24 protein-coding genes and 4 pseudogenes are annotated in these 23,896 nt (G+C 69.7%); 14 read left to right on the top strand and 14 right to left on the bottom strand.

Going from position 1 to position 23,896, the window contains the following annotated elements; translation table 11 throughout:
• Nucleotides 1-6: 6 nt before the first annotated feature.
• From BKA00_RS40405 to BKA00_RS12720, 5 genes are all read right to left on the bottom strand, one after another.
• The gene (locus BKA00_RS40405; protein ID WP_221493130.1) at nt 7-822 is read right to left on the bottom strand and encodes an IclR family transcriptional regulator; all 816 of its coding nucleotides are present in this window, start codon (nt 820-822) and stop codon (nt 7-9) included.
• 43 nt (nt 823-865) lie between these two features.
• Nucleotides 866-991 (bottom strand): hypothetical protein, encoded by a 126-nt coding sequence (locus BKA00_RS39810; protein WP_268248234.1) that lies wholly within the window; start codon nt 989-991, stop codon nt 866-868.
• A gap of 899 nt (nt 992-1,890) precedes the next feature.
• Nucleotides 1,891-2,181: a hypothetical protein gene (locus BKA00_RS12730; RefSeq protein WP_185025098.1), complete on the bottom strand. Its 291-nt coding sequence runs from the start codon at nt 2,179-2,181 to the stop codon at nt 1,891-1,893.
• A 390-nt stretch (nt 2,182-2,571) separates the two neighbouring features.
• Complete coding sequence (locus BKA00_RS12725; protein ID WP_185025097.1) at nt 2,572-3,996, bottom strand: NucA/NucB deoxyribonuclease domain-containing protein; 1,425 nt, start codon at nt 3,994-3,996, stop codon at nt 2,572-2,574.
• An 81-nt stretch (nt 3,997-4,077) separates the two neighbouring features.
• Nucleotides 4,078-4,929, bottom strand: a complete 852-nt coding sequence (locus BKA00_RS12720) for a hypothetical protein (RefSeq protein ID WP_185025096.1) — start codon at nt 4,927-4,929, stop codon at nt 4,078-4,080.
• A 436-nt stretch (nt 4,930-5,365) separates the two neighbouring features.
• Here BKA00_RS12720 and BKA00_RS12715 point away from each other — a divergent pair, with 436 nt between their 5' ends.
• Entirely contained in the window at nt 5,366-5,734 is a 369-nt protein-coding gene (locus BKA00_RS12715; protein ID WP_185025095.1) for a hypothetical protein, read from the top strand.
• A gap of 161 nt (nt 5,735-5,895) precedes the next feature.
• Here the strand turns inward: BKA00_RS12715 and BKA00_RS12710 are convergent.
• A pseudogene (locus tag BKA00_RS12710) lies at nt 5,896-6,343 on the bottom strand (leucine zipper domain-containing protein); the annotation flags it as partial.
• A gap of 274 nt (nt 6,344-6,617) precedes the next feature.
• Nucleotides 6,618-8,057, bottom strand: coding sequence for an MFS transporter (locus BKA00_RS12705; protein ID WP_185025093.1), 1,440 nt, complete (start codon nt 8,055-8,057; stop codon nt 6,618-6,620).
• 117 nt (nt 8,058-8,174) lie between these two features.
• On the opposite strand from BKA00_RS12705, the gene BKA00_RS12700 reads away from it, so the two are divergent.
• Nucleotides 8,175-8,786: a TetR/AcrR family transcriptional regulator gene (locus tag BKA00_RS12700; protein WP_221493129.1), complete on the top strand. Its 612-nt coding sequence runs from the start codon at nt 8,175-8,177 to the stop codon at nt 8,784-8,786.
• Nucleotides 8,787-8,931: 145 nt separating this feature from the next.
• Here BKA00_RS12700 and BKA00_RS38860 read toward each other — a convergent pair.
• A pseudogene (locus BKA00_RS38860) lies at nt 8,932-9,137 on the bottom strand (peptide chain release factor 3); the annotation flags it as partial.
• A gap of 474 nt (nt 9,138-9,611) precedes the next feature.
• Here BKA00_RS38860 and BKA00_RS12695 point away from each other — a divergent pair.
• Nucleotides 9,612-10,328 (top strand): spermidine synthase family protein, encoded by a 717-nt coding sequence (locus BKA00_RS12695; RefSeq protein ID WP_185025092.1) that lies wholly within the window; start codon nt 9,612-9,614, stop codon nt 10,326-10,328.
• A 59-nt stretch (nt 10,329-10,387) separates the two neighbouring features.
• Nucleotides 10,388-10,621: pseudogene (locus BKA00_RS38855) on the top strand (hypothetical protein); the annotation flags it as partial.
• On the opposite strand, the gene BKA00_RS12690 reads toward BKA00_RS38855, so the two are convergent.
• Nucleotides 10,521-11,822 (bottom strand): HD-GYP domain-containing protein, encoded by a 1,302-nt coding sequence (locus BKA00_RS12690; RefSeq protein WP_185025091.1) that lies wholly within the window; start codon nt 11,820-11,822, stop codon nt 10,521-10,523. The pseudogene BKA00_RS38855 and the gene BKA00_RS12690 overlap by 101 nt on opposite strands.
• A 332-nt stretch (nt 11,823-12,154) precedes the next feature.
• On the opposite strand from BKA00_RS12690, the gene BKA00_RS12685 reads away from it, so the two are divergent.
• Entirely contained in the window at nt 12,155-12,553 is a 399-nt protein-coding gene (locus tag BKA00_RS12685; protein ID WP_185025090.1) for a MerR family transcriptional regulator, read from the top strand.
• A 626-nt stretch (nt 12,554-13,179) separates the two neighbouring features.
• A complete protein-coding gene (locus tag BKA00_RS12680; protein ID WP_185025089.1) occupies nt 13,180-13,551 on the top strand; it encodes a DUF1622 domain-containing protein in 372 nt (123 codons plus the stop codon).
• A gap of 685 nt (nt 13,552-14,236) precedes the next feature.
• On the opposite strand, the gene BKA00_RS12675 is transcribed toward BKA00_RS12680, so the two are convergent.
• Together BKA00_RS12675 and BKA00_RS12670 are read right to left on the bottom strand one after the other, a co-directional pair.
• On the bottom strand, nt 14,237-14,431 hold the full coding sequence (locus tag BKA00_RS12675; protein WP_185025088.1) for a hypothetical protein: 195 nt from the start codon (nt 14,429-14,431) through the stop codon (nt 14,237-14,239).
• Between the two features lie 277 nt (nt 14,432-14,708).
• Nucleotides 14,709-15,521: a transporter substrate-binding domain-containing protein gene (locus BKA00_RS12670; protein WP_230298996.1), complete on the bottom strand. Its 813-nt coding sequence runs from the start codon at nt 15,519-15,521 to the stop codon at nt 14,709-14,711.
• 178 nt (nt 15,522-15,699) lie between these two features.
• Between BKA00_RS12670 and BKA00_RS12665 the strand changes: the two genes are divergently transcribed.
• On the top strand, nt 15,700-15,975 hold the full coding sequence (locus BKA00_RS12665; RefSeq protein ID WP_185025086.1) for a hypothetical protein: 276 nt from the start codon (nt 15,700-15,702) through the stop codon (nt 15,973-15,975).
• A gap of 3 nt (nt 15,976-15,978) precedes the next feature.
• On the opposite strand, the gene BKA00_RS12660 is transcribed toward BKA00_RS12665, so the two are convergent.
• Both BKA00_RS12660 and BKA00_RS12655 read right to left on the bottom strand, forming a co-directional pair.
• The gene (locus tag BKA00_RS12660) at nt 15,979-16,242 is read right to left on the bottom strand and encodes a hypothetical protein (protein WP_185025085.1); all 264 of its coding nucleotides are present in this window, start codon (nt 16,240-16,242) and stop codon (nt 15,979-15,981) included.
• 114 nt (nt 16,243-16,356) lie between these two features.
• Nucleotides 16,357-16,938 (bottom strand): TetR/AcrR family transcriptional regulator, encoded by a 582-nt coding sequence (locus BKA00_RS12655; protein ID WP_221493128.1) that lies wholly within the window; start codon nt 16,936-16,938, stop codon nt 16,357-16,359.
• A 166-nt stretch (nt 16,939-17,104) separates the two neighbouring features.
• On the opposite strand from BKA00_RS12655, the gene BKA00_RS12650 reads away from it, so the two are divergent.
• The gene (locus tag BKA00_RS12650; RefSeq protein WP_185034107.1) at nt 17,105-18,031 is read left to right on the top strand and encodes an NADP-dependent oxidoreductase; all 927 of its coding nucleotides are present in this window, start codon (nt 17,105-17,107) and stop codon (nt 18,029-18,031) included.
• 189 nt (nt 18,032-18,220) lie between these two features.
• Here BKA00_RS12650 and BKA00_RS38265 read toward each other — a convergent pair whose 3' ends face one another.
• Complete coding sequence (locus BKA00_RS38265) at nt 18,221-18,676, bottom strand: hypothetical protein (protein WP_221493127.1); 456 nt, start codon at nt 18,674-18,676, stop codon at nt 18,221-18,223.
• Nucleotides 18,677-18,743: 67 nt separating this feature from the next.
• On the opposite strand from BKA00_RS38265, the gene BKA00_RS12640 reads away from it, so the two are divergent.
• The 6 genes and pseudogenes from BKA00_RS12640 (at nt 18,744) to BKA00_RS12615 (ending at nt 23,172) form a co-directional block, all read left to right on the top strand.
• A complete protein-coding gene (locus BKA00_RS12640) occupies nt 18,744-19,370 on the top strand; it encodes a hypothetical protein (protein WP_185025084.1) in 627 nt (208 codons plus the stop codon).
• Nucleotides 19,371-19,526: 156 nt separating this feature from the next.
• On the top strand, nt 19,527-20,057 hold the full coding sequence (locus BKA00_RS12635) for a Fic family protein (RefSeq protein WP_185025083.1): 531 nt from the start codon (nt 19,527-19,529) through the stop codon (nt 20,055-20,057).
• A gap of 105 nt (nt 20,058-20,162) precedes the next feature.
• A pseudogene (locus tag BKA00_RS38850) lies at nt 20,163-20,311 on the top strand (IS30 family transposase); the annotation flags it as partial.
• An 82-nt stretch (nt 20,312-20,393) separates the two neighbouring features.
• On the top strand, nt 20,394-21,521 hold the full coding sequence (locus tag BKA00_RS12625; RefSeq protein ID WP_185025082.1) for a hypothetical protein: 1,128 nt from the start codon (nt 20,394-20,396) through the stop codon (nt 21,519-21,521).
• Nucleotides 21,522-21,955: 434 nt separating this feature from the next.
• Entirely contained in the window at nt 21,956-22,300 is a 345-nt protein-coding gene (locus tag BKA00_RS12620; protein WP_230298997.1) for a PadR family transcriptional regulator, read from the top strand.
• The gene (locus tag BKA00_RS12615) at nt 22,297-23,172 is read left to right on the top strand and encodes a hypothetical protein (RefSeq protein ID WP_185025081.1); all 876 of its coding nucleotides are present in this window, start codon (nt 22,297-22,299) and stop codon (nt 23,170-23,172) included. Before BKA00_RS12620 ends, BKA00_RS12615 begins: the two co-directional genes overlap by 4 nt.
• The last annotated feature ends 724 nt before the right edge of the window (nt 23,173-23,896 follow it).

The raw sequence follows: 23,896 nt of genomic DNA, 5'->3' as shown, positions 1-23,896 counted from the left end.
GGAGGGTCAGCGGCCGCCGAGGAGCATCGTGATCTCGGCGCAGGTCCGCTCGACCAGCGGCCAGATCTCCTCCAGCAGCCGCGCCGTCGAGAACTCGGTGGCGGGCACCGCGACGTTCACCGCGGCGACCACCACGCCGGACGCGTCCCGGACGGGCCCCGCCACCGACCGCAGCCCGTAGGCTAGCTCCTCGTCCTGCAGGGCCCAGCCGCGCTCGCGGATCTCGGCCAGCGCGGGACGCAGCTCGGCCGGGGAGGCCAGGGCGTTCGGGCCCCCCGTCCCGGCGAACGACTCGCCGGTCAGCACGCGCTCCGGCGCGTCGTCCAGGAACGCGAGCAGCAGCTTCCCCATGGACGTGCGGACGGCCGGGAGCCGCGACCCCACCTGGATGTTCGCCGTCACCAGGTCGTTGTTGTGCAGCCTGACCAGGTACAGCACGTGGTCGCCGGACAGCACGCCGAGATTCGTCGTCTGCCCCGTCGCCCCGGCGAGCCGGCGCAGCGGCCCCTCGGCGAGCTGCACGAGGTCGAGGCTTCGCAGCGCGGAGAAGCCGAGCGTGAGCACCTTCGGCGCGGGCCGGTACGCGCCGTCCGGCAGCTGTTCGAGGAACCCCTCGGCGGCGAGCGTGGCCGCCATCCGGAACGCGGTCGGCATCGGCAGGCCCGTCTCGCCGACGATGTCGGTCAGCTTCATCGCGGGACGCTGCTCGGAGAACAGCCCGAGGATGCGCAGCCCCTTCGCGAGCGCCTCGACGCGGTAGGCGCCCTTTGGACGGGCCGCGCCGCCGTCCCGGCGGGGCGTCGTCTGGTCACGCGGCGGCACTCGGACTCGCTTTCTGCGCGCTGGCACTGCCGCATCATCGTAGTCAGGACACGGGCGGCAGGTAGCTCGCGAGGAGCTCGCGGCAGGGGGTGAGGGCGCAGAGCAGGAGGCCGACCATCTGGTACCGGGCCGGCCCGTCCGTCCCGCACGTCAGAAGATGAGCTCGCATGATCTCCATGAACATGATGACGACTCCCGGCTGGCGGGGCAGGCTCTGATGCGGTCTTGGAGTGACTTGCTGATAGGCGAGCCGGCCATGACACCAACCTCATGACCCAGGACAACTAGCGGCGCGCGGACGTCCGGGTCGGGACCGGTCCCCAGGCCGCACGCCCGGCCCGGACGGGCCGGACGCCGCGGCGGTAGAGGTCACCAGATGCACATGGTCGAGGTCCAACCGGTCCTGCCACCTGGTAGGGGGAGCGGGCGCCAATGGTCGTTGACAGTCCCGGACGTGCCGCAGTACCCGTCGGGGAAGGCCGCGCCTTTCTCCCATCCCGGACGTACCTCGTAGTCATAGCCCGCGACGATGCCGCCGACCACTTGACTGTCGAGTCGACGTTCGGCGTACAGCGGCACGGAGTAGTGGGCCCGCGCCCGCGGATAGAAAATGCCGACCGGGGAGGCTTGCCCTACGGCGGACGCCAAGGTGGGGCTGGCCGGAGCGGCCTGCGCGGTCTGAGGCGCAGCGGTCCCCAGCGTGCAGCTGGTTGCTACGGCGAGCGCCCCTATGCCGAGACGCGTAGGTGCGTTCATGGTCGTTCTCCTTGACGGGGGATTCCGGTTCGTGGACATTCCCGTGTGAGGCGGTATCCGCCTGACATGCCCACGCTCCCCCTCTGCGCTATCAGCCCGGTCACTTCCCAGTCACGCCACCCCTGTCCAACCAACGATCATCGGTGAGATGGCGCGGCGCGCTCATCTGAGACATGGGCCGGCCAGGCCGCCCGGCTCCGCTGGCGGATTGTCGTAGACGGTGGTCATTGGGCCGCCGCGCTGTGGGCTGGCTGGCGCGTGGAAGGCCGCTGGACGGACGGTGGCCCCGGGGCACGGCAAAGACGTGCGCTCCTACCGCGCCCCGGGCCCCGCGCGGGCGCGTAGCCCCTGGGCCGGCGCGGGGAGGGGGAGGTGGTTTTGGGCGGTGGTGTCGAGGCCGATCTGGGAGCGGGCCTCGTTCGGCTCGACCTGGGTGATGAAGTTGGACAGGTCGCAGCGGGCGAAGGCGTACAGCAGCCGGGTCTCGCGGGTGAGGTTGACCGCCGACTTGGCGGGGTTGATGTTGCCGCAGGTGTCGGTGCCCGAGGGGCGTGGGCGGACGAAGATCTGGCCCTGGAAGTCCTGCTGGGGCCAGAAGCACATGCCTTCGCGGACCCTGGAACTGGTCCAGTGCCTCGCGGCACGCGGTCACGGCGGGCTGGGTGCGCGGCAGGATGGTGACCGTGATGGGCCCGGGTCAGGTCGCCCAGGGTGATGGAGCCGACCCCAACAGTCGACGGAACGCAGCCGAGAGCTACCGCGCCGAGCGATGCATCAGTTCCGCTCGGCCGCACACCGGCTGAACCCGTGCCGCCCATACCGGAGGGCCAGCCGCTTCTCATCGGTGTCCTCGTCCCCGGTGATCGGCTTCCCGAAGCTCGACAACAGGACAGCGGAAGCCCGCAGGGACCCGGTCGGCGACCTAATGGACCAGTACTCACCAGCGGCTACCAGGCACCGAGTCTGCCCGATCAGCAACCCCGGCAACTCCCGTTAGGGGGTGATGATGATGTAGAAGGGGTCGCCGTCCAGGACGTGGTCGTTGTTTCTGAACTGTTCGATGAATTCTCCGGCGGCGCGGTTGTGTTCGGCGTTCAGGGCGCGGACGGCGTAGTCCCAGACGGTGTTGTTGTCGACTCGGGCGGCGTTCTCGTAGGTGCTGGCAAGGGGGTATTCGTCGCATTGGCGTTTTTGGCCGTTGGGGCTTTTGGTGTAGTTGAGTCCCCAGTTGTGCTGGCAGACCCGCCGGATCTTGCGGCGGGAGGCGTCCTTGGTGCGGCCCTTGTCGTAGCGGGCGATGAGGCGGGTGAGCGGCTTCTCTCCGACCTTGCCGGGGACCTTCTTACCGGGGATGCCGGGCTTGGTGAGGGTGATGTCGGTTTGGGCGTCGCGGATGAACTGGGCGGACTCGGCGAAGCGCGTGTCGGTGGCGCGCATGCGGATCTCGGAGGAGACGTGGTGGAACACGCAGCGCGGTGTGGTGGCGACATAGTCGGCGACGTCGCAGCGGAAGTACTCGGGCGTGAAGTGGTCGGAAGTGCCGCCGAGGGGTCCGGTGAGGGTGAGTTCGACGGTGAAGGTGAAGTAGCCGCGCTTCTCGTCTTCGTACCCGTCGTCGGGCACACGAGAGGTGGTACCGGTGCGGTGCGACCACAGCGGGGCACCGCCGCGGTCCTGCCATTGCTGGATGGTCAGTTCGGTGCCGCCGGCGGGTTCCTGGGGGTCGCGGTCGCAGACGCTGTGGCGGGTTGTGTCGTGGTTGGCGCAGACCAGGTTGATCCGGAGCCGGTCGGTCTTGCGGGTCAGGTTGTGGTCGGCGAGGTGGCGTAGCCGGACACCGAAGTTGATCTGAGTCTGGCGGGGCTGGGCGATGCCGATGAACTCGATCGCCACCAGTGAGCGTCCCTGCTCGTAGACGACGCCTTGCGGGTTGCGGGCCAGGTAGACGATGGGGCGTTGTTCCCGGTAGCACATGCTGAACCGGCTTTTGAACCAGTAGTGGTCGTTGCCGCCGTGGTTGGCGCACTCGTCGAAGGTGACCGGATCGTCGGCGGGGCCGCGCAGGCGGCGGCCGGTGCGGGGGATGGTGGTGACGGCACGGTATCGGCCGTCGTGGGCCAGCCGGTGCAGCCGCGCCCCGGTGGGCCCGGACGCCAGGCCGCGCCGCAACTCCCGCGCGCGGCGGTGCGGCGGCGCGATGCGGCCGGCGGTGCCCAGCGCAGGGCTGGCCGCGTGGTGGCCGGACCCTGGCGGCCCGGCGAGTTCCGCGGAAGGCCCGGCAGTGGGGCCGGCGGAGGGCCGTCCGGGGGAGGGCTGGTGGGCCGGGTGCTGCGCCGCGTCCGCTGGGAGGACGGGGATCAGTGTCAGGCACAGTCCCAGCACGATCACACCGGCGCGCCAGGTGGGGACATCGCGCATGAGCTCTCCAAAGGCCGAAGACGACGGGCAGAAGGCGGACGCAGGGGAGGGGGCGCGGGTGGGCGTGGAGCCCCGCCGGGGTCAGGTGATCATGTCGAAGGTGTTCCAGCCCCAGCCGATCGTGACCGGGGGCCGCAGGGTGGCGGCGCCGTCCAGGCGGCGGGTGTTGAGATAGGCCCACAGTTCCCCGTTGACCTGGCGGCTCAGCACGTCCTCGTAGCCGTCGCCGTCGGCGTCGGCGAGCAGCAGGTAGTCGACCTTGTCGTAGGTGAACCACTGGCCGCCGCTGACCTGGATCGGTGGAGCGCTGGACCAGGTGTTCTCGCGGGCGAAGGCGCGGTTGTGGGGGGACAGGAACAAGGTTCCGAGCTCGAAGTTGTGGTGCAGCAGGTCCGGGCCGTCGTCACCGGACCATTCGGTGGCCATCAGCCAGCTGTCCAGGGCATGCTCACCGGCGCGCTCGCGCTCACCCCAGGTGCCCACCCCTTGGAAGGTACGGCTGTGGACGTAGACGTAGGTGCTGTCGTCGCCGTCGCGGCCCCACCGCACCACCAGGTCGTGGAAACCGTCCAGCGTGACATCCTGGACCACGATGGTGCGTAGCCCGCCCCACCCGTGCCCGACCACCACCGGGTCGCCCCACGTCTGGTCCCCCCGGAAGACGCCGGTGTGCGGATACACCAGCAGAACCCCGTCGTCGGCGCGGCGCGCGATCACATCGACCCAGTCGTCCCCGGTCACCTCGCCCAGCCCGATCCAGTCCATGATCTGCCACCCGTGCCCGGCCACCACCGGGGTCGGCCAGCTCCCGGCCCCCTCCCACCGGCCCACATGCGGGTAGACCAGCAGCTCTCCGGTCCCCGCCTGCCGCGCCACCAGATCGGGCCAGTCGTCCCCGGTCACGTCCTGGGCACGCGACCCCGTGTTCTGCACGTGTGCCACCACCCGGCCGCTCGGCCCTGGCCCAGCTGGCGCGCCCAGCCCCGGAGGCGCCGCTGTTCGTGCGGCGGCTTCCGTCGGCGCGGCCGCCGCCACCGAGCCCAGCACGCAGCAGAACAGCCCAGCGGCAACCCACGACCTCAATCGACGCATGGCAACACTCACCCGTCCTCGCCGAACGCGTGGCTCCAACCACAGTTCGTGACTAAGAGTTGATCTCTCATGGCCCTAAGTGTTCACATCCCGCAGGGGTAGCCGAGGCGGCATGCGCAGTGCTCCTTGAACAGGCGGGGCGGTACTGACACCGCACACTGTTCGCCCATCCGCTATCGCCCCGGTCCCCTCTCGGTCACGCGGCCGGCATCCTTAACGGACGCTGGTGTGACCAGGAAGTGACCAGGGCGAGAGCGCGTAGCAGAACCATGGGTGTATGACTCGTAACACTTTGCAGCGACGAGCTGCGGTCACGGGAACAGCGGTCCTCACGCTGTTCAGCGCGACCTCCCTTTACACCGCACCGGCTCACGCGGCCTCGGCCGCCAAGGACCAATGCACGGGCAAGGAACTGCAGACCGCCAACGAACACGTCGGTCTCCTCCAGGGGCCCAGCGCGGTCAGCGGGATCGTGACCTTGCTCGACCCCAAGACCCATGTCGTCGCGGAAGGCTGTGCCATCGAGGGCGAGCGATATGGGCCCATGTGCGGTCAGGTGGCCAGCGCCAATGTCTGGACGCCGATAAGAGTGGGCGACATCTCCGGTTGGGTCCAGGATGTCTGCCTCTTCCTCCGGACAAAATGACATCCGAGCAGCGGGCCATCGTCTCGTCGGTCTGGGTGTAGCCGGTCACCGCACTGAAACCCATGCCGCCAGCAGCGCCACGGCGGCGCGCTCGCGGCGGCTTCCGGACGGTCTGGACGGTGTGGGCCGGCTCCCCTCAGGCGGGCTGATGTGTGCGGGTAAGGCGTTTCGGCGAGTTTCCTGACGTCCACGTGCAGCATCCCGCTGGGCCGGTCGTGTTCGTAGCGCCGGATCGGGCCGCCGGTGGCGCGATCGATGTGCGAGAGCCGGTTGAGGCGGCAACGGGTCAGCACGGCGTGAACAGCTCAGGCCGGCATTCCCGGCCCGTCCGGCGATCTGTACCGGGCCCAGCCGCTGTTTCCACCGCAGGTGCACGATCTTGCGGACCGTCGGCTGCGGGATGCGGGACGGGCTGTGACGCGGCGGACAGGACCGGTCGACCATGCCGGCCGCGTCCTCGGCCCGGTACCTGTCGGCCCAGCGTTTGGCGGTCGGCCAGGACACCTCGTAGCGTTCGGCGCTCGCGCGATGGGCCAGCCGCCCTCGACGATCAGACGCGCCAGCCGAAGACGCCCGCGAGGGGGTCAGGGCAGCGGTAGTGGGGGACATGAAGGCCCCTGTTGGCGGAGCGGTTTCTAGAGAGCTCCACTCCACAACCGGAGGCTTTCGCCCTTCACGCACATTCCCGCCGTGTCGTCACACAACCTCGACCAACGTGGCCGGCAGAACCCTAGCGGTGTATCCGCCGATAGATGCCGCGTGGGAACATCTCCCGCCTTCGTGGAGTGCCGGTCGGGGCTGACCCAGCTTTCCGATGGTGCATGCCAGAGCCGAACGGGAGCGGGGCGGCGCTCAATGAGCGGGTGCCGAGGGCGGGTCTCCGCTACCCTGCTCGGGCCGACACGGCCGCGTCCCTTCTGGCGGGGAGGGTGAGGGAGGCGGCGGCGATGGCCGCCGCCATCACCGCCATGATCAGGAAGGCGTCGCCGTAGGCTTCGGCGAGCGCGGGCGAGGTGGTGGCGCGGCCCGCGAGGGCGGCGGTGAGGGCGGCCAGTCCGAGGGCGCCACCGACCTGCTTGGCGGTGTTCATCAGCCCCGAGGCCGCACCGGCGTCCCGTCCGGCGACGCCCGAGGTGACGGTGGTGGTCAGGGGAGTGTTCAGCAGGCCGCCACCGAGGGAGATCGGGATTGCGGGGCCGAGCACGCCGGAGAGGTAGTCGCTCCCAGCGCCGATGCGGCTCTGCCAGAGGAAGCCGGCCGCTGCGACGAGGGCGCCGGCGATGATGAGGGTTCGGTCGTCGGCGCGCTTCATGAGCCGCGGCGTGATCCGCAGGCCGATGACCATGGTGAGCAGAGTGTGCGGGAGGAACCCGAGGCCGGTCTCCAGGGCGGTGTAGTGCAGGACGTCCTGCATGTAGAGGGTCAGGAAGTACCACATCGGGACCTGGAAGCAGGCGCCGGCCAGCAGCATGATCGTGTTCCCGGCGGAGACGGCCCGCAGGCGGAACAGTCGCAGGGGGATCAGCGGATCGCGGGCCAGGCGCGTCTCGATGAGGACGAATCCGGCCAGCAGGACGGCCGCGGCCGCGAGCGCGACGGCCGTCACCGGATCGCCCCAGCCGCGGGGTCCGACCCGCATGATGCCGTAGGCGAGCAGGGCCAGACCGGCGGTGACCGACGCGGCACCGGGGAGGTCGAGCCGGGCGGCGGTGCCGTTCCGGTGGTGGCGGGCGGGTACGCGGACCGCCGCGCAGAGGGCGGCGGCGCCGATCGGCACGTTGATCAGCAGGATCCAGCGCCAGGACAGCGTCTGGGTGAGGACGCCGCCGATGAGGTTGCCGGTCGCGCCGCCGGCCAGGCTCACCGCCGTCCAGACGGCGAGCGCACGGGTGCGCCGGGGTCCCTCGGGGAACGTCGTGGTGAGGAGGGTCAGGGTCGCCGGGGCGAGGACGGCGGCGCCGAGTCCCTGTGCCGCACGAGCCGCGACCAGCACGGCGGGAGCGGTCGCCAGCCCGCCGACCAGGCTGGGCATGGAGAACAGGAGGAGCCCGGCGACGAGGACCCGCCTTGTCCCGTAGAGGTCGGCCAGGCGGCCGCCCAGAAGCAGGAATCCGGCGAAGGCGAGGGTGTAGGCACCCGCGACCCAGGGCAGGTCGGCGGCCGCGAAGTCCAGGGAGGTCTGGATCGAGGGCAGCGCGACGTTCACCACCGAGACGTCCAGCACGACCATGAACTGGGCGACGCAGGCGAGAACGAGCACGAGGCCCGGCGGCGATGAGCGTGGGACGGTTCTGGGAGCGTCGGCGGCTTCGGTCCGCGTCATCATCCTCCGCCACGCTTAAATCAGTGTGCCCACATTGGTTTACTGCGTGCCACCATAAGGTCCGCTATGCTCGACAGTCAATTCAATGTGTCCACATTGAGAAACTGAGGGTTGTTGATGCGGCAGCGCACTCGCGGGGTGGGAGCCCGGCATGAGGAGCGGCGGCGGGAGATCGCCGACGCTGTGCTCGCGGTCGTCGCCGAGCGCGGGCTCCCGGCCGTGTCGCTGACCGAGGTCGCGGCGCAGGCGGGAGTGTCGGCGGGACGCGTCCAGCACTACTTCCCCACCAAGCAGAAGCTCATCGAGGCCGCCTTCGACCGCGGTAACGAGCTGAGCAGCGCCCGCATCAGGTCCCTGGTGGGCCAGGACCTCGACTGCGCCGAGCCGCGCGCGGTGCTCACCGCCGCGCTGACCGAGCTCATCGCCCACGACGCCGAGACCAGGGCGCACCTGCGCGTCCGCCAGTCCTTCACCGCCCTGGCCCTCACCGACGAGGTCATCGCGCGGCGGATGCGGGCGGACTACACCCGCTTTCACCGGCAGATCGCCGACCTTGTGGCCAAGGACCAGGACGCAGGCCTGATCGGCACCGGCACCGATCCCGGGCGCGCCGCCCTCGACTTGGTCGCGCACGCTGAGGGCCTGGCCTACTACGTCCTGATCGGGCTCACCGGATCCGAGACGGCACGCGACCGCATCATCACGAAGATCGCGGAACTCTACCTCTGACAGTCCGCCGAGGCCTTCGCCGCGAGGCGTGGGCGGACGCACCAGGGTGACGAGTATTCCGATCAGCGCAGGGCGGTTGTGGAGGTCAACAGCGTGGGCGTGTAGGAGTCGACCAGGTCCCGTCGAGGGTGCGGGTGAGCGCCTCGACGCCGCGGCGGAACTGCTTGGCCCGGCTGTTGTCCTTGACCCGCGCCACATGAAGTGCTCGGGCGCGAACTCCGGGATCGGCGGGAACGTCACGGGCGTCTTGGTGTACAGGGTGTCGCCCACGGTCAGGCCCGAGGCGTTGGGCAGACCGATCACGTCCCCGGGGTAGGCGGCGTCCAGGGTGGAGCGGTCGCGGCCGAAGACGGTGAACACCTGCCCGGAGAACGGCGTGGTGATTGTCGACGCTCCGCGCTCGCCCACATCGGCGACTCCCGCGCTATCTGCTGCGCTCGCGCAGACTCCACCAGCTCACCGCCGATCACACGATCGTCCATGGGCTGGTAGAGGAAGGCTGTATTACCCGGAGCAAGGGGAACGCCATTCGCGGCGGTCCGGGCTGACCAGGGCGCTCGACGCCGTCAACTCCGCGCCGCCGCCGGACGCCGGACCTATCCGTGCGCCAGGAGATGCAACTTGCAGACCGGCCCAAGGCGTCACCTGCCATGACGATGGTTCACGCTACTCTTACCGTACGAGAGGGTATCTCGGGTCGCTGCTGCCTGAGGTGGCTCACTGCGATTGTCAGCGCCCTGGACGGCCGCGCCGAATGCGGGGCGGGTGCCGCTCCCCGAAGACGCCGGCCATTGCTGGGCCCAGTCGAAGAGGAAGTGAACTGCCATGGGCGCACTGTTCGAGGAGCTCGACTGGCGTCCCACCCCCATGGGCGCCATCAGCCTCCGGCGGCGCCGGGACCCCGCACTCGGCGTCGACGTCTATGAGATCAAGCTGGATGACGACTTCCTGATGTCGAGCCTGTGGACGGCGGGGGAAGTCGAACTCACCCGGCTCGGCCTGGCCGCAGCGCAGGGGCAGTCCCTTGATGTCCTCGTCGGAGGGCTCGGGCTCGGCTACACCGCGCACGCCGCTCTGGAAGATCCCCGGGTGCGTTCGCTCGTCGTGGTGGAGACGCTCGGCGAGGTCATCGAATGGCATCGGGCGCACCTGGTGCCGCTCGGGGAGCGGCTGGCGACCGATGACCGGTGCCGGCTCGTCCAGGGCGACTTCTTTGCCCTGGCCTCATCTCGGGACGGGGTGGACCCGGAAAGCCCGGGAAGCCGATTCCACGCGGTCCTGCTCGACATCGATCATTCGCCGCGCCATGTCCTCGACCCGCGTCATGCCTCCTTCTACGGCCCCGGGCCGTTGAGCCGGCTGGCCGCGCGCCTGCATCCCGGCGGTGTCTTCGCACTCTGGTCGAACGAGGCCCCCGACAACGGCTTCACCGCCGTGCTCGGCGAGGCGTTCGACGAGGTGACAGCGCATGTCGTGGAGTTCCCCAACCCGATACAGGGTGGCACTGCCGCCAACACCGTCTACGTTGCACGCACCCGCTAGATCCAAAACCGCCGGAGGTTGTTGACACCTGGGGTCTCCGATCACTGTCGCAGAACGCTCGGCTGATCTGCGTGCCGGCCGGCCTCGCCAAGGGCCTGGAGTTCGACGCCGTGGCCGTGGTGGAACCGGCGTCAATCGCCGAGGCCGAGTCCCGCGGACTGCCGCGGCTCTACGTCGTCCTCACCAGGGCGGTCACGTTGCTGCACTTTCTGCGCTCCCAGCCCCTGCCCGCCGCTCTGTCCCCGGCCCCCAGCCGTCCGACTCCAGCGCCCGCAGGAACGCCTCGACCATGACAGGATCGAATTGGCTGCCCGAACAGCGCCGCAGCTCCCGCACGGCCGCCTCGATCGGCCGGGCCTTGCGGTAGGGGCGCGTGGAGGTCATCACGTCGAAGGCGTCCGCCACCCCTATCACCCGCGCGAACTCCGGGATCTCGTCCCCGGCCAGGCCCAGCGGGTAGCCGCCGCCGTCCATCCGCTCGTGATGATGCATGATCCCGGCGAGCGCCTCGTCCAGGAAACCGATCTCTCGGACGATCTCCAGGCCCCGCATCGGATGCAGTTGGACGGCCGCGTACTCCTCGTCTGTGAGCGGGCCGTCCTTGGTGAGGATTCGGGTCGGCACGCCGATCTTGCCTACATCGTGCAGCATCCCTGTGGACCGCAGGGCCTCCACCCGCGCGGGCCGCATCCCGAGCTGCCGGGCGATCATCACCGCCGCGCGTGACACTCGCCCGCAGTGCCCGCGCGTAAACGGATCTTTGGTCTCCACCGCCTGGCACAGCGCCGCCAGCGTCGCGCTTTGGGCCCGCTGCTGTGCGAACGCCTGCTCCAGCGCCCACCGCGCCACCAGCAGCGGCAACAGCACCAGCACCCCCACCAGCGGCCCAAGGCGGCCCCACAACCCGGCGATCAGGAGCCCGAACATCCCGTACCCGAGACACCCGCCGGCGACAGGGCCGCTCACGTGGATCAGCTCGCGCGCAGCCGCTCGTTCGCTCAGCAGCAAGATCCCCGCCGTCAGCGCGAGGTTGGCGGCCACGAAGGTGGCGAGCGCGGCTGTGAACGGGGCGATGACATGCCCGACCCAGCCGGGCCGGCCCGGCTCGAACCCGTCGCCCCCGACCAGCCGGAACACGATTCCGGCCGCGACCCCGCTCAGCGCGAACTGGGCTCCGTTGAACAGCCGTTTGACCGGCGAGACCCGCCGCTGCCCGGTGGCCACGGCACTCGCCCCGACCAGCGCCGCCCCGGCAGGCCCGAGCAGCACCACCGACGCCAGGCTCACCGCGAACCCCAGCGAAACCCGCGCCCCCTGGATGTTCAGCCGCGCCGTCACGGAGTCGCAGACCAGGAACAGCACCACCAGCGCGACCATCGTCCGCCGATCCACAACGGCGAAGGAACCGCCGAGGGACGCGGACGCCACCGAGAATCCGGCGGAGGTCACGACGGCGCAGAGATAGAGCCCGGCTAAACGAGGAAGCCCGAACATACGCCCTCCAGGGCCGCCAAAACGAGACCAAATAGAAGAGACTGCCGGATCAGGAGATCGCCGCCAAGGCGAGGAGCGGGGAAGTGGGAACTACACGCCATGGCGGCGACAAGTCAAGGCACCCGCCCACCCTAACCTTTCGTAAGGTTAAGGATCAGGTGAAGCGGATTCGCCAGCCGTTCCGGTGTTCCGAGCCGACCGTACCTCCGGCCGGAATCGACCCGGCCGCATGGCCTCGGCCCCGCGCCACAGGACGGAAGATGGCAAGCTTGACCCACGATATGGATCATCCGTCCCCGGCGAGGTGGGCCGGTGGCGTGAGGAGGAACCCGATGGATGGCAGGCACATGCAGATCGGCGAGGTCGCGGACCGGACCGGACTCAGCCTGCGCACCATCCGCCACTACGAGGAGGTCGGCCTCGCCCTCCCGACGGCGCGGTCCCAGGGCGGGTTCCGTCTCTACACCGACGACGACGTCGCGCGCCTGCTGGTCATCAAGCGGATGAAGCCGCTCGACTTCACCCTCGAAGAAATGCGCGACCTGCTGACCATACTGGACCAGCTCCAATCCGCCGGCACAGACGAGGCCACGCGCACCGACCTCACCAAACGCCTGACGGTTTACCGCTCGCTGGTAGAGGAACGTTGCCGGAAGATCCGCGCCCGGCTCTCAGACGCCGAGCAGTTCTCCGCAGAACTGGCGACCGAACTGCGCAAGCACCGTCACTAGTGCCGTACCAGGCAACGTTCGCCCTGCCGGCCGACTCGGGAGATGCCGAAGGCATGGGCGCGGGGCTCAGGACTCGGTGGGGGCACGGCCATGGTCTGCCGCGTACGCGGCGAACACCTCCGCGGGCCGGCCTTCCTCTCGGAGTATGGCCATGATGAACGCGGCTCCGAGTAGTGAGACCAACCACTGCATCGATCTCTCCCTCGACCCGCTTCTGGCGGAAGGCCTCAACGTCCTCTTCGCGATGTTCGACGCCTAAGGTTGCCAACAGTCGGTACCGGCGTCCGAACAGGTCACCGAGCGGCGCATCTGTGAGGAGTCACGGGCCCCGGCGCGAACGGGCTGTTTATCGCGTCGTGGCTGAGACCCTGAGCATGCATCCGTGGCGCGGCGATGTTATGACGGGCTCGATGGCGGCAATGACTCCCTTGCCGGCGTGGGATCCAGGCGAGTGTCGAGCGGGGGCGTCATGAGTCCGAAGATCGGTCATAGCGGTGCCTGTCGTCATTGCGGTGATCGGTCCGACCGCCGCGGTGGTTCACGTGCGGCGCGGTCGCCGAGACGGGTGGCCCGCAGGACGGGGCGGCCCCCGACCCCGGTGAAACCGCGCCGGCGCTGATCCGGCCGTGGACTTCGACGAGATCGTTGACGATGTCGGCCGGGCGGTGGATCTGGCCGGTGTCGCGATCATCGTCTGTGGTGCAGTGGCCGCCACCGCCGTCTTCGTGTCACGGCTCCTTGGGCGCCGGCAGGCACTCCCGGACCTCTACCGGCTCTACCGGCAGAACCTCGGTCGGACGATCCTGCTTGGCTTGGAGGTGCTGGTCGCCGGCGACATCATCCGCACCGTCGCGGCCTCGCCGACGCTCGGCAGCGTCGCCGTCCTCGCCGCGATCGTCGGTGTCCGGACGTTCCTGAGCCTCTCGCTGGAGATCGAACTGGAGGGCCGCTGGCCGTGGCGGAAGGCCGCGGCCGGCGTGGACCGCGATCGCGTGTAGCCAGGTCGCCATCGGCGCGTGCGCCGGCCGGGGTTCCTGCTCGGCGACCCGACGGCCGCGGCCTGGCCGGCGCGCACCGCACTGGCCGCAGGCGACCACATGCTGGCCGGGGCCGCCGAACACGCCGCGCAGCGTCTGGCGGACACCCACCCCGATCACCCGGCTCTGACAGTACGCCGCAGCACACGGCCGGGGCGTCGCACACCGCGACCCGGGCTGCCTGGCAGAGACCACCGCACGACACTCCAGTCCATGGGACACGGACTCAGCGGCGGAGGACTCCGGCTACGCGAGCTCGGCATTCGCCACCCACTGGACGTCCCGCCCGGGCTGGCTTCTGACCCGTTCCAGGGCAGCCTTGCACCGCGAGCGGCGCGCAGGAACTCTGGGTGATGGATGTGATGAGGAGCCGAGGGAGCCAGTCTTGGGAGCCACCGCAGTCAGGCTCCCATCGACTCAAGTCGACGTGGTCAGGGCGTTCGCGCAGGTGAGAGGCTCCCCGTTCGACTCAGATCGACCTAGATCGACTTTCCTGCTTTGCTTCACACCGAAGAGGCCACCGGTTCGAACCCCGTATCGCCCACCCCGTTGTAGCAGGTCAGACCGGGTCTCGGAGATCATTCCGAGGTCTTTTTCGATCTTGAGGCCCCTTCGGGAGCCAAACGGGGAGCGACCGCTCCCAGACTTACGCGAACCCCGTCTCGTCGGACTCTCTCATCGAGAACAGCGGGCGCCGACGCAGGAAGGTGGGCGGGAACTCCCGCTCGCGCTTCTCGCTGCGGGGCCACCCCGCCGACGTCGCCGCCGGCGTCCAGCGGCTCGCCGAGGCGATCCAGGCGCAGCTGCCCGACATCGACCCGGACCTCATCGGCCGCGTCATGCCAACCGCCTTCGGCGCCATCGCCGCTATCGCTCACGAAGCGGGAGAGTTCCCCGGGCCCACGCCCGCGACGACGGCCCCGCAGACCACCGATCCGCCTCCGGAGACGCCGGAGCCCACCCCCGCTGGAGGAGCTCGACGAGAGCCGGCGGCCCCGCGAGCGCCGCCGGGAGGACGTCGCCTACCTGCAGAACAAGATCGCCACCCGCACCCGGGAGGGCGGGAGCTCGGGCGGGCGCGCCGAGGAACTGCACCTGATCCTCGACCGAATGTCCCTCTAGACGCACCCCTCGAACTGCGGCACCTCGATCATCGACAGGTCCAGCCCGGTGCCGCCGAACCACCGGCGCATCAACTTCGCCGCCGTCCCGTCCTGGTACATGCGGGTGATCGCCCGGTTCAGCGCCTCGCACCCCTCGACGTCGCCGCGGCGGAGCCCGATGCCGGTGTTCTGCTCGCTGATCCGCGCGTTGACGAGCCGGTACCCGCGGCCCTCCCGCCGGACGAGGCCGGCCAGGATGACGTCGTTCGTCGTGATCGCGTCCACCGTCCGACCCTTGATCATTCTCATGCACTGGTCATAGCTCTTGGCGGGGACGGTCCTGGCGGTCATCCCGTGCACCGCCAGCAGCCGCTGGATGGGGTCGGCCCCCTCGACGGCGCAGAACCGGCGCCCCGTCAGGTCCCGGACGCCCTTGACGCCGCGCTCGTCCGCCCGGACCAGCACGTCCTGGTAGGACATGTAGTACGGCCCGGCGAACGCGATCTGCGTCTTGCGTTCGGGCGTGACCGACAGGGTCGCGAGGACCAGGTCGGCGCGCCCCGACGTCAGCGCCGTGATCCGCTCGGACGCCAGCACCTGGACGAACCGCACCTTCTTCCCGAGCCGGTCCGCCACGTACCGCGCGACATCGATGTCGAACCCCTCGAACCGGCCGTCCGGTCGCCGCAGCCCCAGCCCCGGCAGGTCCGGCCGCACCCCCACCACCAGGGTCGGCTCGTCCAGCAACGACTCGGAGCCACCCTGCCCGCACGCTGTCAGCATCCCACCCGCCAGCACGACCGCCCCCAGAACCCGCCCTACCGCCACCCGGACCTCCCGCACGTTTCCGACGGAATGACCATAGACCGGCTGAAGACGCTGAAGGCGGACGCCGGACTCATTCGCCGCGCGGGCCGAACTCCACGCAGCAGTGACCGGGAGTGGGGGGCGAGCGTGGCCTCGATGCTGGACGCGCCCACCCCGTCCATCTGCCGGACAGGGAGGCGTGATTCACGCCGCACACCAGGCCGGGATCGTCCTCGGCCATCAGGTGGAACGGGCGGCTGCGCAGCCGCAGCCGGTCCGCGCTCTCCCGGTCGGGCTCGAACCCGTGCCGATCCACGATCTCGGCCGCGCGGGTCAGCGCGCGCTCGGTGCGGAGCCGCCCGCCCCTGACGGGACGGCCCTCCGACTCGCCGAGCGCCCGCCCGCGCTCCTCCGCGGCCCGCGGCGCCGCGTCCGTGCCGCTCTCCCCGGCGACCTGCCCGCGGACCGCGTCTGAGGCTCACCGTTCGTGGCCCACCCAGGCGTTGCGGAAAGTAGGTGACGCTACTCGTGCGATGGTCTGGCGGTCCCCCCGGGCGGAAGGAGCCCCGGTGAAGCCATGTTCGTTCCGCCCTGGTGCTGGCTCTTGCTCGCGCAGCGCGCGGCTCTCCCGGTCGGTGATCGGGTTGATCTCCTCGTGCAGTGCGCCCCGCGCGGCCTGTGTGTGGGCCTGTTCGGCCTCCTGGCGCCCGGTGGTGTTGCTGGTGCGCAGGAAGTCCAGCACGGAGTGCTGTTCGTGTTCGGCCGCGTGATGGCGGCGTTGAGTTCGTTGGCCCGAGATTGCATGGCCAGGATGTCGGTGTCAGTGAGCCCGAAGAGCAGCTCGAACACCGGCGGCTCAGCGGCCTCGGTCGGGCCCGGTGTCTGGTGGGTCGGCAAGGGCGTGCACACCTGCGCGAATGCGTTCGGTCTCCATGTGTCGATGCTCGCGCAGGTAATCGATGACGTCGGCGCGCAGGGCTGTGAAGACGGCGTAGGCGAGATATTCGGCGTCGGCGCTGGGGCGTGCGGCATGGATCCGGGCGGCGAGCTCGTCGATCCAGAACTGGCTGGCGGGGTTGGCGTAATAGGCGTACGGCCCGTAGTGCTCCAGTGCGCGGATGAGCATGCGGTTCTCGAAGACGAAGTCCAGCAGCGCATCGAGATAGGCGTGCAGGCGCGCGACGGCGTCGCCTCCGGGTCCGAGCGGGGGCGCTCCTGATCGCACGCGTTCCTGCAGGGCGGTGACGCGCGGCGCGATGAGCGCGTCGACCAGGCCCAGCAGGTCGCCGAAGCGGCGCATGACCGTGGCCTTGCCGACACCTGCGGCCTGGGCGATGCGGGCCAGGCTGACATGGTCGAGGTCTTCGCGCTCGAACAGCGCCTCCGCGGCGGCCAGCACGGCGGCGCGGTTGCGGGCGGCATCGGCGCGTTCGGTCACGGCCAGCACCTCCTTGCATAACCGGACCAATGGACCGTATCGTACCGGACCGGCGGACCGTATCGCGTTCTCGCGACCGCGTGGGCAGGGCCGGCGCGGTGATCCTCGCAGCCACGACCTGCTGCCCGGACGTCATCCACGGGCCACCGCATCGAGAGAGGGAACCATGAAACGGATCTGCCGGGCTGTCATGTTCTTCCAGTACGGTGGTGCCGACGTCTTGCGTGCGGCCGAACACGAAGTGCCCGATCCGGGCGCGGGGCAGGTCCGGATCGCCGTCCGCGCCGCCGGCGTCAACCCGGTCGACTGGAAGATCCGCAGCGGGGCCATGGCCGAGCTGATGCCCGTCGGGTTTCCCGCCGTTCCCGGTGTCGACATGGCCGGCGTCGTGGAGTGCGTCGGGCCGGACGTGACCGATTTCGCCATCGGTGACGAGGTCTTCGGCAAGGCGGCCGCCGGAAGTTACACCGAACTCGCGCTGGCGAACCTCGATGCCATCGCCGCCAAGCCCGAAGCGGTGTCCTGGGAGGTGGCGGCCGCCCTGCCCGTCGTCGGCACCACGGCTTACCACGTCTTGTCCCGACTCGGCTTGAAACAGGGCGAGACGATCCTGATCGACGGTGCGGCCGGTGGCGTGGGAACCGTCGCCGTCCAGCTCGCCCGGCATCGCGGACTTGCCGTCATCGGCACGGCCGGGCACCGCAACCACGACTATCTGCGCTCCCTCGGCGCCATCCCCGTGACCTACGGCGAGGGGCTGCCCGACCGGGTCCGGGCCGTCGCCACGCGCGGTGTCGACGCCGCAGTGGCCGCCGCGGGGCACGGGTCCCTCCCCGCCCTGATCGAGCTGACCGGCGGCCCCGACCGCGTCATCACCATCGCCGATCCCTCGGCAGAGTCACTGGGCGTGCGGTTCGCCCACGGCGAGCCCGACGACATGCCCGGCATCCTGGGAGAACTGGCCACGCTGGTGGCGACCGGCACGATCACGGTGCCCATCGCCCGCACCTACCCCCTGGCCGACGCGGCCGACGCCCACCGTGAGAGCCAGACGGGCCACGTCCGCGGCAAACTCGTCCTGGCACCGATCTGACCGCCGCGCCGGAAACGGTGGCTCAGGCCTGGACGTCGGCCAGGCGGCGGTAGCAGCGCTCGTCGACGGGGTGGACCAGTTGGTCGGGTACGCCTTCATCGAGCTTGGATGCCCAAGGGGCGCCGGGCGTAAGGGGCGCCGGGCGCCTCCGGGGGGCAGGGCGGGGGGCTTTCCGTGCTTGGCGGGGGTTCAGCAGGTGCTGTTGGCGGCGGCGGTCGAGCCGCCACTCCAGCCGGTCGGCCGACTCCTGCGGAAAGCGAACGCCGCCGGGTACTCCACCAAGGTCGTCGAGCGCCGCGAGGAACCGGGCCGGCGGCGACGCGGGGCGAAGCCGCTGCATCCGCTCTTGGCCGAGCCGCCTGCCGCCCGCTGCAGCGCGCATCGCTCGGCGCGATCAGGCCGGTGACGTTGCCCCAGGCCACCGACCGCCTGCCAAGCACGCTGAGCGGCACCAGCGGCGCGGGAACCTTGCGTTCGACGGCGTAGAAGACCAGCAGCAGCACCACGTCCGCCGTCAGCGACAGCAGAGCGTTCGCCGAGCCCCAGCCCTTCTCCCGCATGTGTGAGCCCGAAGATGACGGCCAGCAGGCCGAGCGTGACGCTGATGGCGCCGGGCACGTCCAGCTTGGGGCGGTCGTCGGGCACGTTGATGAAGAACGACCAACGCCAGCCGGGCCTTGCTCATTGAGGCCGCGACGCGAACACTGTGGGAGTGATCAGCAACTCCACCCCCCATCCCTGGGATCTCACATGGGGCGATGTCGATCCTGCCCGCCACCCGTTCGCCGTACAGCGCGTCGCCGGCGTTATCTCTGGGGCATCATCGGACTCGGCGGAGGGGGTCACGCAGGCCTTGGTCGGCCGGTTCGGGCGTTGGGCTTGCGGCTGGAGTTGGACCCGGGGCTTTGGCGGTGGGCCGGTGACGGTCTGGTGCTGCCCTTCCCACCTGCCCAAAGGGAAGACCCGCGCGGACTTGATCGAGTCCGCTCTGGTCGAGTGGCGGACCTGGCTGGAGACTCTTGCCGCCCGGTTCGACGGACTGGGACTTCCGGCTGGTCCTCCCAGTGAGCGCTTGGCGGCGTGGGAGCGCGCGGTCACCGTCCTGGTGACCGACGTTGTCACGCAGACCCAGACCACCGAAGCCTGGTATGTGCACTGCGAGCAGGTGCTCGCGTGGTTCCTCACACACCAGGGCGTCCCAAGGGACCGGCGCGCATCCCTCCTCGGCAAGGCGATAGGCGGCCGTTTCTCGAGCTGGACCGAACCCGGTCCTGAACTCGTCACCGACCTTGGTCGGCGCATCGCGGCTGCGGCGCAGCAGGCAACCCGGCATGCATGAGGACGACCTCCTTGAGTGGTGGGCGGTCCGCGAGTCCATCCCGTGGGCCTCTGCGGCAAAGGATCCCGGCGGCCCGGTCATGGGGAACGTGACGGCGTTCTCTCGTTCGTCGCCGCTTCTGCTCGGCGCCGAGACCCCGACCGGGCCGCCCGCCTCATGGCAGCGCTCGCGCGGGTTCGCGACGATGCCCGCAGAGGGCTTGATCCATCGTTCGAGCGCCTCGCCGCATGGCAGGCTGTCGTCCTCGGTCACGGCCCCGTTGAGTTCCGAACGGGTCCGGCACGGGCCAAGGCGGGCCGCGAACGCTACGGCCTGGACCACCGGACTCAGCCGCGTTTCCGTGCGTGCCTGGCCCAGTCCACCGATCCGTCAGTGCCGCTGCCCGCACGTGTCGCACGCGCTTACTTGGACGTTCTGTTCTTCCATCCTTTCGACGACGGCAACGGCCGCGCGGCCATGCTGATGCTCTACTTCCTGCTGTTGCGCGACAGCGTCGTGATCGACCAGGCGGCACCGATGCTCGTGGTCAGCCGGAGGGCTGACGACCGCGCGGGCGCACTCGCCCTGGCGCGGCTGGCGGAGGTCGCCATCAATGCGACCAGGCACCGAATCAGTGATCGGACCACCTGCTCCGGCGAGAGGAAGGGGCCACCAGGACTTGAGTGCGGGTTCGAGAAGTTGATCTAGACCGGTGTGGTGGCGTGACGTTGTGTGCTGGTCTGCCTCGTCGCGCTCCCCGACGGCATCAATGGCCACCAAGTCCGGCCGCATCTCACCCGCGCCGCCCTCCAGCTGCGACGAAAGCTGACCTGGGACCGCGGTCGCGAGATGGCCGAACACGCCCGCTTCACCGCCGACACCGCCATGCCCGTCTACTTCTACAAACGTCGCAGCCCTGGCAGAGAGGAACCAACGAAAACACCAACGACCTCCTGCGCCGGGAGCACAGTGCCAAGATGAGGCGCAACGACCGCGCGGCCATGGATCTGAGGCCTGGTCCGGCCTTGCCTAGAATGCTGCGACGTGACCGAATTCGCGCAGATTCTCGAGCGCTGGAGCGAAGCCGCTGACGTCGTAGTCGCGGACGAGTCGACGGCTCGGCGAATCGCGGAGGTCTTTATTGAGCGGGGCTATACCCAGGTCTTGCTCACCCCTTGCACCTACCGCGGCCGCTGGGGTGACGAACCAGGCTGGCGTGTCCTGGCGTGGGACGACGGGCCATATCCCGACGACGACATCGAGTGGTGGACAGCCGAGGAGCACCGGTTCGTTGCGCGGCTGAAGGACGCCTACGGTGTCCGCCATCCGAGTCCGCCAGAACTCGGCTCCCTCGACGGGCTGCTCGTCGACCGGACGACAGAGGACGTGCGGGAGTTCCGTATGGCGTCCTTCGCTCACACCCGGCCCCGAGCCCAGAGCGCCGTGGTCCCGCGGCTGCTGGACCACGGACCCCTATCGCTGTCAGGCGGAGGAGAACCGATCACGCTCACCGGACTCGACGACGTCGACTGGTCCACCCTTGGCCACGCCTATGGCTCTGCAGACGACACACCCGACATCCTTCGAGCTCTTGCTGCTAACGATGAGGGCTGGTCAGACGCCGTGCATGAGTACTTCAGCGCCATCGTGCACCAGGACACCGTGTATTCGGCAACGGAGCGCACCATCCCGTTCCTTGTGCAAATCGCGCTCTCGCCGAGCATCCTCCCCGAACGCCGTCTCGAACTCCTCCGGCACCTGCTCTACATCGCCTCCCAGAACGCCTGGGCGCTCTCCGAGCCCGATGGCGACAGCCCGGGGGCCCTGACGGCCCAGGCCGTTGCCGAGGCCGTCCCCGACCTGCTGGCCTTGTGGCAGCTATCGCCGCAGGCCCACAAAGCCCAGCTACTCCTTCTGGGCGCGCTCAACCCGTCGGCAGCCACCACGCACCTCAAGCAGTTCACCGATTTCCGAGCCAGCTTGGACGGGCCAAGTCCCACTCTGGACCTCGCCCTAGCGCTCATCACCGAGGACGAGCCCCGCGCTCAAGACATCGCCCTCCAGACCACCACCTGGGATGTCCGAACCCCGGACTACCTCGCCGAGAATCTCCCCCTCAACGCCCGCCTGATCAACGTCCTACTCCACCTCGCGGGAGACGAGCTGAGCTGAGCGGAACCACCTCAAGATCAATTTCTGCGTCAAGGGTCGCCGAACGGGCGCGCCGGATCGAGCTGATCATCTTCCGCCGATGGGCGGCAGGTGCCGACTGTCTCCTCGGTCGACCACCTCTCCGCAGAAGCCGGGGTCAGAGGCTGTTTGGGGTCAAGAGCGGCGGTCTAGTGGCGGAACTGTTGGCTACCTGCAGCGACCTGTTCCGGCCGACTCCTGGTCATCTGTCGGTCATCCGCAAGAGCTGATACGACGGCGCCTCGGCGGGCGGGATGACCTGCCAGGCGCGGGGCTTCTTGCAGCGCTGCTGTGTTGATGGGATCGGACAGCGCGGTTTGACTGGGGTGGCCCGTTGCCCCCTTCCTCTCGCGGTGGCCGACCTGAGCTGACAGACTCGCTCGCAATACTTCGTCAGCTGATATATCGTCTCCCGTATGGTCAAAAGAACCGCGGTGATGAGCGAGCCCACGTACTTCGTGCTGGCCGCGCTGCTGGACGGGCCCGTACACGGCTACGGGATCATCAAGAGGACGCAGGAGCAGTCGGGCGGGAGAATCCGGCTGGCCGTCGGTACCCTCTACGGAGCCCTGGACCGGCTGGCGAGCGACGGGCTGATCGTCGTGGATCGCGAAGAGACCGTCCAGGGCCGTCCGCGTCGTTACTACCGGCTGACCGAGGACGGCCGCGTGGCCGTCACCCGTGAGGCTCTTCGGCTGGAGCAGGCCGCCCGGGTCGTCACAGGCCGCACCATCCCGGCGACGGGAGACGCCGGAACATGAGCGGAGCATTCACCGAACGCTGGTACCGGCTGTTCTTGCGAGCGTTCCCGCCCGGTCACCGCGCCGAGTACGGCGCCGAGGTCATCGGCACACTGCTGAACGGCACCCCACGCCGTGCTCCCTCGCTGCGGGAGACGGCCGGGCTCCTCACCGCGGGCTTCGCCGCTCGGGCCCGTGCGGCCACCGCCGCGCCGTGGTGGGCCGATGGGCTGCAACTCGGCTTGCTGACGCTGGCACTGGCGAACATGGCCTACGGCATCGCCGACCATTCGTCCCCCTGGTGGCTGGCCGTTTCGGCGGCGCTGGTGGCGGCGTTGCTGCGCGGCTGGGCAATGGCGACCCTGCCCCTCGCCCTGCTCGTAGCGCTCTCGACCGGCCGAGCCATGCTGCTGGGGACTCAGGCGACATCCTCACCGTCGCAGATCCTCGGGCCGGCTAACCACGACTGGGTCTCACTGGCCCCCTACGGCGTGCTGACGATCGGGGCCGTAGCGCTTGCGGCCAGCCGACCGGCCGGGCCGCGGCGTCTGCGTGCGCGGCCGTTGTGGTGGCTCTTCATCCCGGCGGCCTCGTTCGCGCTCACCTACATGCCCGGGAATCACGAGTACGGCGAGACCTGGCAACTGGTCAGGGCAGGCACAGAGGGCGCCCTTCTGCTCGCCGGGGTGCTGGCCACCGCGATAGCCCGCAGCCCACGCTGGGCGCTGGCCGCGGCCATCTACGTCCTGCCGGGCGCGGCCTCCCCGCTGACCAACCCGCCCTCGAACGGGCAGGACACCGGCTACTGGCTGACCCTCGTCGGGCTCCTGCTCGCCATGGTCGCGACAGCATGGCGACCCCAGCCCCTCCCCGAACGCCGTCAACCGCGATAGCCGAACCGCCGAACGCAGACTCATCCTCCGCAAACGCCACGAACACCACGCGCGACTGCGGGTAGCCCGATGCGCCCGCCGCCCACGCAGGGGCCCGCGCCGCGCCGCAGGCTTGTCTCCCCAGATTCAAACACCGGCGCGCCGCCCTCACAGATCGCGCCCGATCCGCCACGCACCGGTGGCCCGCGCCCGGACCGGTACGAAGTCCTTAGATTCCATCTTTGCCCGAGGAGCCTATGGGGGGTGCGTGGGCCTCACGCACCTCGCGGGGCCGCGCGGGCCGGTGATGAGCAGGCGGCCCCGCGGCCATCGTCGTCGAATACGAGCTGACCGGGACCGTCCTGACGATTGGCGTTCGGGCGGCGGTGACCTGCATCGCCGACCGGGACGTAGTGATAACGCACTGGCCCGGATTGCAAGGCTCTCCCGCGATCGCCGGGGCCTGGCGACCCGAGAATCCTCTCCCGCCGAATAAGCGGCCGCCGAAGAGTGATTGTTCCCCGGGCATTCCCCGGAGTGGGAATGCCCGGGGAACGGCGGAAAGTAAAATCCGTCCCACCGCCCTGCGGTGCGCCTCAGACGGTCCTGGTGAGGCGTCCCGGACCAGGTGTCCCAGACGTTCTGGGGCCGGTGTCCCGACTGTCCTGGATAAATTCCAGGGGCCGGGACAAGATTGGCCGTACCTGGCCGAAGAGTGACGTGTCAATGCGGGTCCCGGCTGCTC

Source organism: Actinomadura coerulea, from assembly GCF_014208105.1.
GTDB classification, from domain to species: Bacteria; Actinomycetota; Actinomycetes; order Streptosporangiales; family Streptosporangiaceae; genus Spirillospora; species Spirillospora coerulea.
This window is presented reverse-complemented; position numbering and strand designations above follow the sequence as displayed.

Bases quoted from the DNA above. Each gene is read 5' to 3' on its own strand.
- BKA00_RS39810 (WP_268248234.1), bottom strand. From the start codon at position 991: ATGCGAGCTCATCTTCTGACGTGCGGGACGGACGGGCCGGCCCGGTAC.
- BKA00_RS12730 (WP_185025098.1), bottom strand. From the start codon at position 2,181: ATGTGCTTCTGGCCCCAGCAGGACTTCCAGGGCCAGATCTTCGTCCGC.
- BKA00_RS12725 (WP_185025097.1), bottom strand. From the start codon at position 3,996: ATGCGCGATGTCCCCACCTGGCGCGCCGGTGTGATCGTGCTGGGACTG.
- BKA00_RS12715 (WP_185025095.1), top strand. From the start codon at position 5,366: ATGACTCGTAACACTTTGCAGCGACGAGCTGCGGTCACGGGAACAGCG.
- BKA00_RS12705 (WP_185025093.1), bottom strand. From the start codon at position 8,057: ATGACGCGGACCGAAGCCGCCGACGCTCCCAGAACCGTCCCACGCTCA.
- BKA00_RS12700 (WP_221493129.1), top strand. From the start codon at position 8,175: ATGCGGCAGCGCACTCGCGGGGTGGGAGCCCGGCATGAGGAGCGGCGG.
- BKA00_RS12695 (WP_185025092.1), top strand. From the start codon at position 9,612: ATGGGCGCACTGTTCGAGGAGCTCGACTGGCGTCCCACCCCCATGGGC.
- BKA00_RS12690 (WP_185025091.1), bottom strand. From the start codon at position 11,822: ATGTTCGGGCTTCCTCGTTTAGCCGGGCTCTATCTCTGCGCCGTCGTG.
- BKA00_RS12685 (WP_185025090.1), top strand. From the start codon at position 12,155: ATGGATGGCAGGCACATGCAGATCGGCGAGGTCGCGGACCGGACCGGA.
- BKA00_RS12675 (WP_185025088.1), bottom strand. From the start codon at position 14,431: ATGACGCGGCCGATGAGGTCCGGGTCGATGTCGGGCAGCTGCGCCTGG.
- BKA00_RS12650 (WP_185034107.1), top strand. From the start codon at position 17,105: ATGAAACGGATCTGCCGGGCTGTCATGTTCTTCCAGTACGGTGGTGCC.
- BKA00_RS12635 (WP_185025083.1), top strand. From the start codon at position 19,527: ATGGCAGCGCTCGCGCGGGTTCGCGACGATGCCCGCAGAGGGCTTGAT.
- BKA00_RS12620 (WP_230298997.1), top strand. From the start codon at position 21,956: ATGGTCAAAAGAACCGCGGTGATGAGCGAGCCCACGTACTTCGTGCTG.
- BKA00_RS12615 (WP_185025081.1), top strand. From the start codon at position 22,297: ATGAGCGGAGCATTCACCGAACGCTGGTACCGGCTGTTCTTGCGAGCG.